14 protein-coding genes and 2 pseudogenes are annotated in these 13,573 nt (G+C 71.6%); 9 read left to right on the top strand and 7 right to left on the bottom strand.

Annotated features, from left to right (window positions below):
- The 3 genes from GT030_RS30945 to GT030_RS30935 all read left to right on the top strand — a co-directional run.
- A partial coding sequence (locus GT030_RS30945) for a trypsin-like peptidase domain-containing protein (RefSeq protein ID WP_161203922.1) occupies window positions 1-1,202 on the top strand: 1,202 nt, incomplete at its 5' end.
- Window positions 1,203-1,286: 84 nt separating this feature from the next.
- Window positions 1,287-1,742, top strand: a complete 456-nt coding sequence (locus tag GT030_RS30940) for a sec-independent translocase (protein WP_161203921.1) — start codon at window positions 1,287-1,289, stop codon at window positions 1,740-1,742.
- Between the two features lie 269 nt (window positions 1,743-2,011).
- The gene (locus tag GT030_RS30935) at window positions 2,012-2,683 is read left to right on the top strand and encodes a hypothetical protein (protein WP_161203923.1); all 672 of its coding nucleotides are present in this window, start codon (window positions 2,012-2,014) and stop codon (window positions 2,681-2,683) included.
- A gap of 60 nt (window positions 2,684-2,743) precedes the next feature.
- On the opposite strand, the gene GT030_RS30930 is transcribed toward GT030_RS30935, so the two are convergent.
- The 3 genes from GT030_RS30930 to GT030_RS30920 are packed head-to-tail and all read right to left on the bottom strand — an operon-like array spanning window position 2,744 to window position 5,786.
- A complete protein-coding gene (locus GT030_RS30930; protein WP_161203920.1) occupies window positions 2,744-3,877 on the bottom strand; it encodes an Mrp/NBP35 family ATP-binding protein in 1,134 nt (377 codons plus the stop codon).
- A gap of 42 nt (window positions 3,878-3,919) precedes the next feature.
- Window positions 3,920-4,489 carry a DUF1003 domain-containing protein gene (locus GT030_RS30925; protein WP_161203919.1) on the bottom strand — a complete coding sequence of 190 codons (570 nt, stop codon included), beginning with the start codon at window positions 4,487-4,489 and terminating at the stop codon, window positions 3,920-3,922.
- The gene (locus tag GT030_RS30920; RefSeq protein ID WP_161203918.1) at window positions 4,482-5,786 is read right to left on the bottom strand and encodes a CBS domain-containing protein; all 1,305 of its coding nucleotides are present in this window, start codon (window positions 5,784-5,786) and stop codon (window positions 4,482-4,484) included. The genes GT030_RS30925 and GT030_RS30920 overlap by 8 nt, the downstream gene beginning before the upstream one ends.
- Window positions 5,787-5,991: 205 nt before the next feature.
- On the opposite strand from GT030_RS30920, the gene GT030_RS30915 reads away from it, so the two are divergent.
- Window positions 5,992-6,729, top strand: coding sequence for a hypothetical protein (locus GT030_RS30915; RefSeq protein ID WP_161203917.1), 738 nt, complete (start codon window positions 5,992-5,994; stop codon window positions 6,727-6,729).
- Window positions 6,730-6,740: 11 nt separating this feature from the next.
- On the opposite strand, the gene GT030_RS30910 is transcribed toward GT030_RS30915, so the two are convergent.
- Window positions 6,741-7,271: a hypothetical protein gene (locus GT030_RS30910; protein WP_161203916.1), complete on the bottom strand. Its 531-nt coding sequence runs from the start codon at window positions 7,269-7,271 to the stop codon at window positions 6,741-6,743.
- A 23-nt stretch (window positions 7,272-7,294) separates the two neighbouring features.
- On the bottom strand, window positions 7,295-8,413 hold the full coding sequence (locus GT030_RS30905) for a magnesium and cobalt transport protein CorA (RefSeq protein WP_161203915.1): 1,119 nt from the start codon (window positions 8,411-8,413) through the stop codon (window positions 7,295-7,297).
- Window positions 8,414-8,871: 458 nt separating this feature from the next.
- Here GT030_RS30905 and GT030_RS30900 point away from each other — a divergent pair, with 458 nt between their 5' ends.
- The 4 genes from GT030_RS30900 (at window position 8,872) to GT030_RS30885 (ending at window position 11,936) form a co-directional block, all read left to right on the top strand.
- Entirely contained in the window at window positions 8,872-9,468 is a 597-nt protein-coding gene (locus GT030_RS30900; protein ID WP_161203914.1) for a suppressor of fused domain protein, read from the top strand.
- 128 nt (window positions 9,469-9,596) lie between these two features.
- On the top strand, window positions 9,597-10,244 hold the full coding sequence (locus GT030_RS30895) for a DUF6758 family protein (protein ID WP_161203913.1): 648 nt from the start codon (window positions 9,597-9,599) through the stop codon (window positions 10,242-10,244).
- A gap of 94 nt (window positions 10,245-10,338) precedes the next feature.
- Window positions 10,339-11,205 carry a PHP domain-containing protein gene (locus GT030_RS30890; protein WP_161203912.1) on the top strand — a complete coding sequence of 289 codons (867 nt, stop codon included), beginning with the start codon at window positions 10,339-10,341 and terminating at the stop codon, window positions 11,203-11,205.
- A 125-nt stretch (window positions 11,206-11,330) separates the two neighbouring features.
- On the top strand, window positions 11,331-11,936 hold the full coding sequence (locus GT030_RS30885) for a MarC family protein (protein ID WP_030807254.1): 606 nt from the start codon (window positions 11,331-11,333) through the stop codon (window positions 11,934-11,936).
- Window positions 11,937-11,981: 45 nt separating this feature from the next.
- Here GT030_RS30885 and GT030_RS35945 read toward each other — a convergent pair whose 3' ends face one another.
- Window positions 11,982-12,137: a hypothetical protein gene (locus tag GT030_RS35945; RefSeq protein ID WP_202460772.1), complete on the bottom strand. Its 156-nt coding sequence runs from the start codon at window positions 12,135-12,137 to the stop codon at window positions 11,982-11,984.
- A gap of 222 nt (window positions 12,138-12,359) precedes the next feature.
- Between GT030_RS35945 and GT030_RS30880 the strand changes: the two are divergent.
- A pseudogene (locus GT030_RS30880) lies at window positions 12,360-13,250 on the top strand (NYN domain-containing protein).
- A 54-nt stretch (window positions 13,251-13,304) separates the two neighbouring features.
- Here the strand turns inward: GT030_RS30880 and GT030_RS30875 are convergent.
- Window positions 13,305-13,573: pseudogene (locus GT030_RS30875) on the bottom strand (DEAD/DEAH box helicase); the annotation flags it as partial.

The following is a 13,573-nucleotide window of genomic DNA, read 5'->3' as shown; positions in this document are numbered from 1 at the left end:
CACCCCAGCAGGACCCCCGAACCCCCCGCTACGACCCCTGGAACCCCGCCCCCCTCCAGCACCCCGGCGCCCCCGCGACCGACGGGCAGCGGCAGTGGCCCGGATGGAAGAAGGTCCTCGGGGTCTTCCTCGGCGTCACGCTGCTCGCCGCCGGCATCGGCGGGTTCCTCGGGGCCTGGGTCGAGCGGGAGGGGACGACCACCGTGCGGCTGCCGCGGGCCGGGGCTGTGCCGGACGGAAGGGAGCGGGACAGCGTGGCGGGGATAGCCGCGCGGGCGCTGCCCGGCGTCGTCACGCTGCATGTGCGGGGCGGGGAAGAGGGCGGGACCGGGACCGGGTTCGTGCTGGACGGGCGGGGGCACATCCTCACCAACAATCACGTCGTGGCGCCCGCGTCCGGCGGTGGGGACATCACCGTGACCTTCAGCAGCGGCGACACCGCCGAGGCGGAGGTCGTCGGGCGGGACAGCGGGTACGACCTGGCCGTCGTCCGGGTGAAGGGCGTACGGGGGCTCACCCCGCTGACCCTCGGCGACTCCGACGCCGTACGCGTGGGCGACCCGGTCGTCGCGATCGGCGCCCCCTTCGACCTGGCCAACACCGTCACCTCCGGCATCGTCAGCGCCAAGGACCGCCCCATCACGGCGGGCGGCGAGAAGGGCGACGGCAGCGGCGTCAGCTATGTCGACGCGCTCCAGACCGACGCCCCGATCAACCCCGGCAACTCCGGCGGCCCCCTCCTCGACGCCCACGCCCGCGTGATCGGCGTCAACTCCGCCATCCGCTCCGCCGACCGGGACTCCGACTCCACCGAGAGCCGCTCCGGCTCGATCGGCCTCGGCTTCGCCATCCCGGCCAACCAGGCCCGCCGGGTCGCCGAGGAACTCATCAACACCGGCCAGGCCACCCACCCGGTGATCGGCGTGACCCTCGACATGGACTACGCCGGGGACGGCGCCCGTATCGACACCGAGGGCGGTGCGAGCGGTCCCGCCGTGCTGAAGGGCGGACCGGGCGACCGGGCCGGACTGAAGCCCGGCGACCTGATCACCGGGGTGGACGGACACCCCGTCCACTCGGGTGAGGAGCTGATCGTCAAGATCCGCGCCCACCGCCCCGGCGACCGTCTCCGCCTGACCGTGGGAAGCCCCGGCGCCGAGCACACCGTCACGCTGCGTCTGGGCGCATCCGGCCGGAACTGACGCAAGTCTCACCTCGGGGCGGTACCGGTCCGGCGGGTGCGCCGGGTACCGTGGGGCGACCGAGGACACGCAAGGAGCTTTCAGGTGTTCAATGACATAGGGCCGCTTGAGCTGGTCACGCTCATCGTCCTCGCCGTGCTCGTCTTCGGTCCGGACAAGCTCCCCAAGTTCATCCAGGACGTCACGCGCACGCTCCGGAAGATCCGGGAGTTCTCGGACAACGCCAAGAACGACATCCGCAGCGAGCTGGGCCCGGAGTTCAAGGACTTCGAGTTCGAGGACCTCAACCCCAAGGCGTTCCTGCGCAAGCAGCTCGACAACGACGAGCTGGGCCTCAAGGACATCCGCAGCACCTTCGACCTGAAGCGCGAGATGGCCGAGCTGACGGACTCCGTGAACGGCCACGACACCGCCTCCGCGCTGCCCGGCCCGACCTCCTCGGCCCCCACCTCCGCCGCGTCCGGCGGCCGCGTCGACATGACGAAGAAGCCCGAGGCCCCGAAGGACGACCGCCCGCCCTTCGACGCCGACGCCACCTGACGCCGGGGACGACTTCACCCGGTCGGCCCCGCGCCGCCCGAACAGATCACGACACGCCACGAACCCGCCTCACCGGGCGGGTTTCGTCGTGTGTACCAGCGGGACATCCCGCGTTCGGCCGCCCCCGGAGCCCCATGCGCCCGTCGCATTCCGGGCAGCCCTCAGCGGTGTGGATATGCTGCCGAGTTGTTGTGCGGACCGGACGCGTACGCCCGAAGGGGGGCGGGCCCTTGCCCCGGTCCGACGAGAACGAGGAGGCGTCCGGGCAGATGGAGACCACAAGTCGGGTAAGCGCGCAGACGCCGGCCACCGAGAGTGGCCGGCGCGGCCACCTCGGCGGCCGGACGGTCGACGGCTATCTGCGCGCGCCCTTCCCCTGGTACGGCCTCGACGAGGCGTTCACGGGGCACCGCTGGCTGCTCCAGGTCGGCCTGGCCGCCGACGGCGCGGTGGAGCACGGTTCGATCGGGCACGGCGACGAGCCCTCCGTACGCAACGAGCACAGCGCGAACTCCTCGGACGAGCCGCGGGAGAAGTTCGCCGTCGTGGTCACCGTGCCGGCGAACCCCTCCCGCCGCAGCGCGGACGGCACCGGGCTGCTGGAGGCCACCTCGGTCTCCTCGGCCGCCTGGCTGGCCGGGGTGGGCCTGCTGTCGGTCACCTGGCCCGGCCAGATGGACCACACCCTGCGCGACGACTGGCTGGACCAGCAGACCGAGACCGCGTGGGCGCTGGCCGACGACCTCGACGGCTCGGAGTGGGCGAAGCTCTCCCTCCCGGTGGACGGCGTGGCCACGCCCTTCCACTACCGGGAGTCGGAGTTCGGCTGGGTGCTCGCCGGCGCCACCGAGGCGGGCGTCCACATCGGCGCGTACGGCCGGGGGATGAGCGCCTACGGGCTCGGCTTCGCCGTCGTCAAGGACATCGGCGCCTACGCCTGAGAACACACGGGAGGGGGCGCCGGCGAAAGCCGCCGGCGCCCCCTCCCGTCGTGTCCGGGCTCAGAACTTGTTGCGCGGGGTGATGCCCAGCGACAGCCCCGACAGACCGCGCTGACGGCCGCCCAGCTTGCCCGCGATGGCACGCAGGGCCGAGCCGGCCGGGGAGTCGGGGTCGGTCAGCACGACCGGCTTGCCCTCGTCGCCGCCCTCGCGCAGCCGCACGTCGATCGGGATGCTGCCGAGCACCGGCACGGTCGCGCCCGTGGTGCGGGTCAGACCGTCCGCGACGAGCTGGCCGCCGCCGGTGCCGAAGATGTCCACCATCTCGTCACAGTGCGGGCAGGGCAGCCCGGACATGTTCTCGACCACACCGACGATCTTCTGGTGGGTCTGCACCGCGATGGAGCCCGCGCGCTCGGCGACCTCGGCCGCGGCCTGCTGCGGGGTGGTGACGACCAGGATCTCCGCGTTCGGCACCAACTGGGCCACCGAGATGGCGATGTCACCGGTGCCCGGCGGCAGGTCCAGCAGCAGCACGTCCAGGTCGCCCCAGTACACGTCCGCCAGGAACTGCTGGAGCGCCCGGTGCAGCATCGGGCCGCGCCAGACGACCGGGGCGTTGCCCGGGGTGAACATGCCGATGGAGATGACCTTCACGCCGTTCGCCGACGGCGGCATGATCATGTTCTCGACCTGGGTGGGCTTGCCGTCCGCGCCCAGCATGCGCGGCACGCTGTGCCCGTAGATGTCGGCGTCCACCACGCCGACCTTCAGCCCGTCGGCGGCCAGCGCGGCCGCCAGGTTCACCGTCACCGAGGACTTGCCGACGCCGCCCTTGCCGGAGGCGACCGCGTAGACGCGGGTGAGGCTGCCGGGCTTGGCGAAGGGGACCTCGCGCTCGGCCTGCCCGCCGCGCAGTGCGCTGGCCAGCTCCTTGCGCTGCTCGTCGCTCATCACGTCCAGCGTGACGTCCACCCGGGTGACGCCCTCGACGAGGGAGACCGCGTCGGTCACCCGCTGGGTGATCGTCTCGCGCATGGGGCAGCCGGAGACCGTCAGGTACACCGTGACCGCGACCGCTCCGTCCGCGCCGATCTCCACCGATTTGACCATCCCGAGTTCGGTGATGGGTCGGTTGATCTCGGGGTCGTTCACCGTCGACAGCGCCTCGCGCACCGCGTCTTCCGTAGCCATAGGACGATGGTACGGCGCCCGTGGGGGCCGACGGGTAGTGCCTCAGCGGTCGTCTGCGTCACGCCAGGCGGGGCGGCCTGTCCGTTCCGTCTCCAGTTCGCGTACGAGATCCTGCAGCTCGGACCTGATCCAGTCGCGGGTGGCGACCTCGCCGAGGCCCGCGCGCAGGGCGGCGATCTCGCGGGTCAGGTACTCGGTGTCCGCGATGGACCGCTCGTTCTGCTTGCGGTCCTGCTCCAGGTTGACCCGGTCGCGGTCGTCCTGCCGGTTCTGCGCGAGCAGGATCAGCGGGGCCGCGTAGGACGCCTGGAGGGAGAGCATCAGGGTCAGGAAGATGAACGGGTAGGAGTCGAACCGCACCACGTCCGGCGCGGCGATGTTCCACACCACCCAGACGATGATGACGACCGTCATCCAGACGATGAAGCGTCCGGTGCCCAGGAACCGGGCGATCTTCTCCGACAGCCGGCCGAACGCCTCCGGGTCCCACTCCGGCAGCACCCTGCGGCGCGGCGGGCGCGGCTGGTCCAGGCGTGGCACGCGCGGACGGGACGCCGTGGCCCCCGCGAGGACACGGTCGCGGCCCTCGCGGCCCCCCTCGCGCTCAGCCATGCGCACCCGCTTCGCGCCCGGCGCCGGTCTCCGGCAGCTCGTCCAGGTGGAACTCCGTTTCGCGCCAGTCCTCGGGGAGCATGTGGTCCAGGACGTCGTCCACGGTCACCGCGCCCAGCAGCGAACCCGACTCGTCCACCACGGGGGCGGCGACCATGTCGTACGTGGCGAAGAACCCGGCGATGACGGGAAGCGTGGCGGCGGGGGCGAGCGGCAGCAGGTCGTCGTCGAGCAGCGAGCTGACCAGGGTGTACGGGGGGTCGCGCAGCAGCCGCTGGAAGTGCACGGTGCCCAGGTACTTGCCGGTCGGCGTCTCGTCCGGCGGGCGGCAGACGTACACCTGGGCGGCGAGCGCGGGGGAGAGGTCGGGGTTGCGGACCCGGGCGAGCGCGTCGGCGACCGTGGCGTCCGGACGCAGCACGATCGGTTCGGTGGTCATCAGCCCGCCCGCGGTGTGCTCCTCGTACGACATCAGGCGCCGCATGTCGGCAGCGTCCTCGGGCTCCATCAGGCTGAGCAGGCGCTCCTTGTCGTCCTCCGGCAGCTCGCCCAGCAGGTCGGCGGCGTCGTCGGGGTCCATGGCCTCCAGGACGTCGGCGGCGCGCTCCTCCTTCAGCTTGCCGAGGATCTCGATCTGGTCGTCCTCCGGCAGCTCCTCCAGCACGTCGGCGAGCCGGTCGTCGTCCAGGGCGGCGGCCACCTCCGCGCGCCGCTTGGGGGAGAGGTGGTGCAGGACGTTGGCGAGGTCGGCGGGGCGCAACTGCTCGAAGGTGGCGAGCAGGTTCTCCGCGCCCTGCCCGTGTTCCTCCAGGGAGAACCCGGTGACGGCCGACCACTCCACGGTCAGCGTCTCTCCCCTGGCCCGGCGGAAGGCGCCGCCCTTCTTCCCCTTGCGGACGAAGACCCGGTCCACCTCCCATTCGCGGCGGGCGGGCAGCTGCTGCACGGAGAGGTCGAGGACGGTGACCTCCTCGTCGGTCTCCACCAGCTTCACCCGGCGGTCCAGCAGCTCGCCGAAGACCAGGCGCTCGGTGGGCCGCTGCTCGAAGCGGCGGACGTTGACCACACCGGTGGAGATGACCTGGCCGGAGTCGATGCCGGTCACGCGGGTCATCGGCAGGAAGATGCGGCGCCGGGTGGACAGCTCCACGACCAGCCCGAGCACGCGGGGCGGACGGCGGCCGACGCGCAGCATGACGACGATGTCGCGGACCCGGCCGACCTGGTCGCCCGCCGGGTCGAAGACGGGGACCCCGGCGAGGTGCGACACGAAGATCCGGGGGACGCCGGCTGCCATCTGTGCTTCCTTTGCCGTGCTCGGGACGCGGAGAGAATTGGTTCGGATTCGCTCTGATATGGCCACGCTTGTGCGCTTCAGGCTAGCCCGTACCGATCGGAAACGCCCCGGTGGGGGGTCCGGACGGACGGGCTCCGCTCGGGGCGCGTGCCCCCGGTACGCTGCCGTACGCCCATTCGGCACCGGCAGAGAGGCAGCCCCACCTGTGACTGCGATTCCCCAGGCAGGCATCCGGAGAACCGCGCGGGTGGCCGCGCTGTGCGTGCTGGCCGTGTCGGCGCTGACGATGCTGACGGGATGCGGCGAGGAGGACCCGGACGCCGGGACCAACGGGGTGGGCCGGCTGCCCGCGCGGAAGATCCAGACACAGAGCCGGGCGGCGGCCGACGCGGCACCGGCGGTGCACCTGGCCGGGACCGTCGTCACCGGCGGGGTCGCCTTCAAACTGGACATGCGGCTGAAGTCCGGCGGCGGCAGCGGCTCGGTGACCTCCAAGGGCTCCACCTTCCAACTGCTGCGCGTCGGCGACGAGCTGTACGTGAAGGCCGACGCCGCCTTCTGGAACCACGGCGGTGACACCTCCGCCGCGGGCAAGCTGGACGGCAAGTACGTGAAGGTCCCCCAGAAGGACCCGGCGTACCGGAAGTTCAGCGGCTTCACCGAGAAGGACGTGCTGCTGCCCGCCCTGCTCACCCTGCACGGCAAGCTCGCCACGGCCGGCCACCACACCCAGGCGGGCACCCGCACGATCCGGGTCACCGGCGACGGCGGCCCCGGCGGCACCCTCGACGTCTCCCTGGAGGGCAAGCCCTACCCGCTGCGGCTGGTGCGCGGCGGCGGGGCCGGCACGCTCACCTTCTCCGAGTGGGGCAAGGACTTCCCCGCCGCCGAGCCCGCCAAGTCCGATACGGTCGACTACGGCGGCCAACTGCCCGGCTCCTGAAGCGTGTTGGTCTAGCCCCGCTTGCGCCGCCCGCCCAGCAGCCTGGGCAGCGCTGCCGGTGCCGGGACGCGGGTGGTGGCCGGGGTGGGCAGCGGGGGCTCGGCCAGGCTGCCGGTGGGCCGAGGCTCCACCGCCCCGGTGGGGACCAGGCGCAGCACCGTGCAGTCGCGGGCCCAGCGGGCCGGGATGTCCTCGGCGCCGGGCGCGTTGAGCCGCTTGCCCTTCAACTCCGCCACGGCCGCCTCCCATTCGGGCGAGGCCGGGTCCAGCCGGTGCGCGGTGGCCCGCCAGGTGACGAGCCGGCCACCCTTGTCCTTGCTGCGCACCGCCACCTCGGCCGCACCGCCGTCGGTGAGACCGGGCAGCGGCTGCTCGCCCGCGCCGTCACCGACCAGCACGGCCGCGCCCTCGTGCCAGACGTGCCAGAGCGGGCGCGCGGCGGGCGCCCCGGCGCCCCGGACCCAGATCAGGCCGGACTTCTTGGTGGCCTCCTCGATGAGGGCCTGGTCGAAAAGGGCCTGTGCGGGCGGCTCGGTGGTCATGCGCCCAGCCTATCCAGCGGCGCTCAGAGCCAGCCGTTGCGCTTCAGCGTGCGGTGGATGCCCAGACACAGGGCGACCGTGACGCTCATGATCACCGGGTAGCCGTACTTCCAGTGCAGCTCGGGCATGTACTTGAAGTTCATGCCGTAGACCCCGCACACCATGGTGGGCACGGCGATGATCGCGGCCCAGGCGGTGATCTTGCGCATGTCCTCGTTCTGCGCGACGGACGCCTGCGCCAGGTTGGCCTGGAGGATCGAGTTCAGCAGCTCGTCGAAGCCCATGACCTGCTCGTGCACCCGGGCTACGTGGTCGGCGACGTCACGGAAGTACTTCTGGATGTCCGGGTCGACCAGCCGCATCGGCCGCTCGCTCAGCAACTGCATCGGGCGCTGCAGCGGGGCGACCGCGCGCTTGAACTCCAGTACCTCACGCTTGAGCTGGTAGATCCGGGCCGAGTCGACACCGCGCGAGACACCGCCGTTGCGGCCGGGGGAGAAGACCTCCGTCTCCACCTCGTCGATGTCGTCCTGCACCGAGTCCGCGACCGCGATGTAGCCGTCCACCACATGGTCGGCGATGGCGTGCAGCACCGCCGAGGGGCCCTTGGCGAGCAGCTCGGGGTCCTCCTGGAGCCGGTGGCGCAACGCCCGCAGCGAGCCCTGACCGCCGTGCCGGACGGTGATGAAGAAGTCCCGGCCGGTGAAGCACATGACCTCACCGGTGTCGATGACCTCGCTGTTGGCGGTGAGCTGGTCGTGCTCCACGTAGTGGACCGTCTTGAACACGGTGAACAGGGAGTCGTCGTACCGCTCCAGCTTCGGGCGCTGGTGGGCCTGGACCGCGTCCTCCACGGCCAGCGGGTGGAGTCCGAAGGCGCTCGCGATGCCGGCGAACTCGGCCTCGGTCGGCTCGTGCAGACCGATCCAGACGAAGCCGCCGTCCCGGCGCGCCTCGCGCATCGCCTCCTGCGGGCTGAGGGTGCGTCCGCTCTCCACCCGGGCGCCGTCGCGGTAGACGGCGCAGTCGACCACGGCCGAGGACGTGGTGGTGTCGGGCTCGAAGGGAGCGGCCGCCTCCTTGGGCGTGACCGGGCGGGCGGACGGTCGGACCACGGCTCGCAGGTCGCGGATCATCGACATGGCAGGCTCCTTCGCGGGCGGGCAACGAAAGTGCGCCTGCGACGGGTGGAACTACCCGGAATGGGGACGTTCGGACTGCATACGTTTGGCACGTCCACAAAGCGGGGAGCACCGCACCGTCGCGGTGGCGACTTCGCTACTGATGCAGGACTGAGTGAGATCAGGCAGATCAGGCAAAGCGAAACGAAGTGCTCTTCCGGACGGCGAAGCGAACGAAAAGGTGGCGGTCGGCCAGGAATGACATCAACAGCCGGAAGAACGAGTGGTACTGCACGGTCGACTTCGATCCATGACAGCCCCACCTCCTCCGGCCGGTCCCTCGTAAGGGAGTCTCATCGGCGTCGGGGACTCGACGGCGAGCATGTGCACGCGGCCCCGAACCACCGGCTCAGCGTAGCAGCAGCCCATCGTGTCAAGGCGCAGCTTTGCCTGCCGCTGACGAGATCTATGCTCACCGCATGGTTGATGTTCTTCCTCTGGTCGAGGCACGGCTGAACTCGGCGCTCGGTGAACCGGACGCGCGTGCCTCGGTCACCTTCCTCGGCGCCGACCGCATCGAGGTGCTGCGCTTCCAGGAGGGGGACGTGGTCCGCTACGCCACGCTGGGCATGTCGGCGCACCCCATGAGCGACCCCACGGCCATGGTCGTCGACCCCATTGAGGGGCCGCGTGCCGAGCTGGTCCTCTCCGTCCGCGCGGGCATCACCGACACCGGTCCCGTACTCCGCCCGCTCGCCGTGCTCGCCGCGTCCCCGCAGGTCGAGGGTGTGATCGTGACACCCGGTGCCTCGCTGGACGTGGGGGAACCGCTGTGGCCCGGCGCGCCCTTCACCTCGGTACTGGTGGGGGAGCCGGGCGGGCTGGTGGAGGACCTGGAGCTGGACGCGCCGCTGGACCCGGTGCGCTTCCTGCCGCTGCTGCCGATGACACCGAACGAGGCGGCGTGGAAGCGGGTGCACGGGGCTGGGGCGCTGCAGGAGCGGTGGCTCAGCCACGGCACGGATCTGCGCGACCCGAACCGCGCTTCGGTGCCGCTGGGGCCGTCGCCCGAGTGAGGCCGGAGTGAGCAAGCTCACCAAGTGCCGTATGGAAGTGCGGAGTTGGCCGGACTCCGGAATCGGGGCGGGGCCGTACGGGTGATCGTCCTTGACGTGCGGCGGCCGGGGTAGGACCGTGGGGCTCTATGAGGGGCGAACCCAGTTGCCCGAGGTGTGGTGGCCGGGTCCGGGCTCCCGGTCTCTTCGCCGACACGTGGCAGTGCGACACGCACGGCGTGGTGTACCCGCTGCAGCCCGTGATCCCGCCCAGCGTCGAGGCCCTCACCGCCGTGGTGCAGCGCACCCGCGTCCCGCTGTGGATGCCGTGGCCGCTGCCGGTCGGCTGGCTGTTCACCGGCGTCGCGTACGCGGGCGACGCCCCCGGCGGCGGCCGGGCCACCGTGGTGGCCTGCTCGGGACCCAGCCCGCTCGGCGGTCCGGGCGAGCTGATCCTCGTCGCCGAGGAACTGGGCGTCGGCCTCGGCGCGCGGTACGCGGGCCTCGACGGCCCCGACCCCGGCCCCTACCTGGACGTGGAGAAGCCGCCGCAGGCCAAGGTGCTGGCGACCGGCCGTCCCACCCCGCTGTGGCACGTCGACGGTGTCCCGGACGACCGCGCCGTCTTCGCCGGCGAGGCGCTCGGCGTCTGGCTGTGGGCGGTCACCTGGCCCGCGCAGTCCGGCCTGCTGATGTACGACGAGCTGGTGCTGACCGACCTCAGGGACGCGGGCCCCGAGGTGGACCTGGTGCCCTGCGGGGCACTCTCGCCCCGGCTGATGCGGCCCGACCTGTAGGGGGCGCCTCCGGGGAGCAGGGGTGACAGGGCATGCCGTGAGCGCGGCTATCCTTAGGTGTCCTCACCGTCCCCGCGAGCCGTCTGGAGCAGCCGTGCGCATCGACCTGCACTGCCACTCCACGGCCTCCGACGGCACGGACACCCCGGCCGAGCTGATGCGCGCGGCCGCCGGCGCCGGACTGGACGTGGTCGCGCTGACCGACCACGACACCACCCGTGGATACGCCGAGGCCCTGGCCGCCCTGACCGGATTGCCCGAGGGGTTCACCCTCGTCACCGGCGCCGAGCTCTCCTGCCGGATCGACGGCGTCTCCCTGCACCTGCTGGCCTACCTCTTCGACCCCGAGGAGCCCGCCCTGCTCGCCGAGCGCGAGCTGGTCCGGGACGACCGGGTGCCGCGCGCCCACGCGATGATCGCCAAGCTGAACGCGCTCGGCGTACCGGTCAGCCGGGAGCAGGTCGAGCGGATCGCCGCCGGGGGCACGGTGGGCCGGCCGCACCTCGCGTCCGCACTGGTCGAGCTGGGTGTCGTCCCGACCGTGAGCGACGCGTTCACACCCGAGTGGCTGGCCGACGGCGGGCGGGCCTACGTCGACAAGCACGAGACCGATCCGCTGGAGGCGATCCGGCTGGTGAAGGGCGCGGGCGGCGTGGCCGTCCTCGCCCACCCGGCCGCCGCCAAGCGAGGCCGCACGGTGTCGCCGGAGGCGATCGCCGCGATGGCCGCCGCCGGACTCGACGGACTCGAAGCCGACCACAGCGAGCACGACCAGGCCACCCGGACCCGCCTGCGCGGCCTGGCGAAGGACCTGGACCTGCTGGTCACCGGTTCCTCGGACTACCACGGCACCCGCAAGACCGTCGCGCTCGGCGAGAACACCACCGATCCCGAGGTCTACGGCGAGATCATCCGCCGGGCGACCGGCGCGTTCCCCGTACCGGGGACCGGCGGGGCCTGAGCCCGGCGCCACCCTTCCGCTTTCCCCCACCCGATCACCCGCACGTCCGCCGTGCGCGCCCGCTTCCTGCCCCTGACGGGGCTCAGGGCGCCGTCAGGCGGTGGCTCCGTCATGCAAGGCACACGATGTTCGACCTCGCCGTCTTCGGCTCCCTGTTCCTGACCCTCTTCGTCATCATGGACCCGCCGGGGATCACCCCGATCTTCCTCGCCCTCACCGCGGGGCGGCCCGCCAAGGTCCAGAAGCGGATGGCCTTCCAGGCCGTCTGCGTGGCGGGCGGGGTCATCGCCGTCTTCGGCGTCCTCGGCCACCAGATCCTGAACTATCTGCACGTCTCGGTCCCGGCGCTGATGATCGCGGGCGGACTGCTGCTCCTCCTGATCGCACTCGATCTGCTCACCGGCAAGACCGACGAGCCCAAGCAGACCAAGGACGTCAATGTCGCCCTGGTGCCGCTGGGCATGCCGCTGCTCGCCGGGCCCGGCGCGATCGTCTCGGTGATCCTGGCCGTACAGAAGGCCGGAAGTGTCGCCACGCAGGTCTCGGTGTGGGCGGCGATCCTCGCCATCCATGTCGTGCTGTGGCTGGTGATGCGTTACTCGTTGCTGGTCATCAAGGTCATCAAGGACGGCGGTGTCGTCCTGGTGACACGGCTCGCGGGCATGATGCTCTCCGCGATCGCCGTGCAGCAGATCATCAACGGGGTCACTCAGGTGATCCGGGGAAGCTGAGACTCGGCCTCGGCTTCCCCGGAAGGCTTGAGTGTGTCGTGCGCCCTACGAGGCCGGGCAGCCTTCTGCGGGGCGGATCCACAGGCGCTGGCCGATGGCGGCCGCCTGCTGCACGATCCGGTTGACGGAGGCGGCGTCCACGACGGTGCTGTCCACGGTCGAGCCGTCGACCTCGTCGAGTCGCCTGATTTCGAAGCGCATGAAGGCTTCTCCCTTCGTCTGGTCATCCTCCAGAGGAGAACTACTGGTGTGCGACGTGTTGTCGCGGTGTCACATGTCTAGACAACGAACGGCCCACCGCAAACATTCCCTACGCTAAGGAAATTTTTTCACGGGCTAATTACTGTCCGGTAAAAAGACTTCGCGACGGGACTGACGGGGACCGGTTGTGTTCGCAGCGTGACGGCCGGGACAATGGACTCGATGAACGAAGACCTGGCGGCTCTGGGTGCCCGCATCGACCACACCAACGAACTGCTTCAACGCATGCTCGTCGAGGTGGCGAAAACCCTCCACCCACGCGATCTTCGTGGACGCGGGCTATCTCTACGCGGCGCCGGCCGACTGGTGGCCGGCACCGAGGACCGCCGCGCCTTCGACCTGGACGCCGAGGGTCTGATCGACGCGCTCATCGACAAGGCCCGTTCGATCTTCGCCGACAGCCGCCTGCTGCGCGTGTACTGGTACGACGGCGCCCGTCGCCGCATCCACACCGCCGAGCAGCAGTCGATCGCCGAGCTGCCCGACGTCAAGGTCCGCCTCGGCAACCTCAACGCCCACAACCAGCAGAAGGGCGTCGACTCCCTGATCCGCACCGACCTGGAGTCCCTCGCCCGCCACCGCGCCATCAGCGACGCGGCACTCCTCGGCGGCGACGAGGACCTCGTGTCGGCGGTCGAGGCGGCGCAGGGGTACGGGGCGCGGGTCCACCTGTGGGGCATCGAGGCGCCCGAGGGCCGCAACCAGGCCGAGCCGCTGCTGTGGGAGGTCGACAGCCAGCGCACCTTCGACCTGGAGTTCTGCAAGCCGTACGTCTCCCGCCGCACGGCCGCCGCCTACGAGGCCACGGGCAACCGGCCCACCCGTGAGGACGTGCGCTTCGTCGGCGCCCAGATCGCGGCGAAGTGGCTGGTCTCGCGGGGCCGGGACAGCCTGATGGAGCTTCTGCCCGGCCACCCGTACCTGCCCGGCTCGGTCGACCAGGACCTCCTGGTGGAGGCGGAGGGGCTGCTCCAGTACTCCCTGCGCGGCCAGGCCGACCTGCGCCGGTCCCTGCGGGACGGCTTCTGGGAGCACCTGCAGACGCAGTACTGACAGCGGTGAGGCCCGGCCCCCTGTCACAGGGAGCCGGGCCTCATCGGGTGCTGCTTACGCCTCGGTGGGCTCCACGGCCGCGACCTTGCGGGTACGGCGGCGCGGCTTGACCTCCGGCTCCTCGGTCGCCTGCGCCGGGATGTCCGACGCGACGGCCTTGGCGGCGGCGGTCTTGCGGGTGCGACGCGGCTTGGCCTCGGCGGCCTCCGTGACCTCGGCCGTCTCGGCGGCCTTGGCGGCGGCGGTCTTCCGGGTGCGGCGGGGCTTGACCTCGGCCTCGGGGGCCTCGGCCGGCTCCGTCGCGGCCGTCTTGGCGGCGGCGG

This window comes from Streptomyces sp. SID1328, from assembly GCF_009865595.1.
In the GTDB taxonomy this organism is placed as follows: Bacteria; Actinomycetota; Actinomycetes; order Streptomycetales; family Streptomycetaceae; genus Streptomyces; species Streptomyces griseoluteus.
The sequence above is the reverse complement of the archived record's forward strand: the minus strand, read 5'-3'. Positions and strand labels throughout refer to the sequence as shown.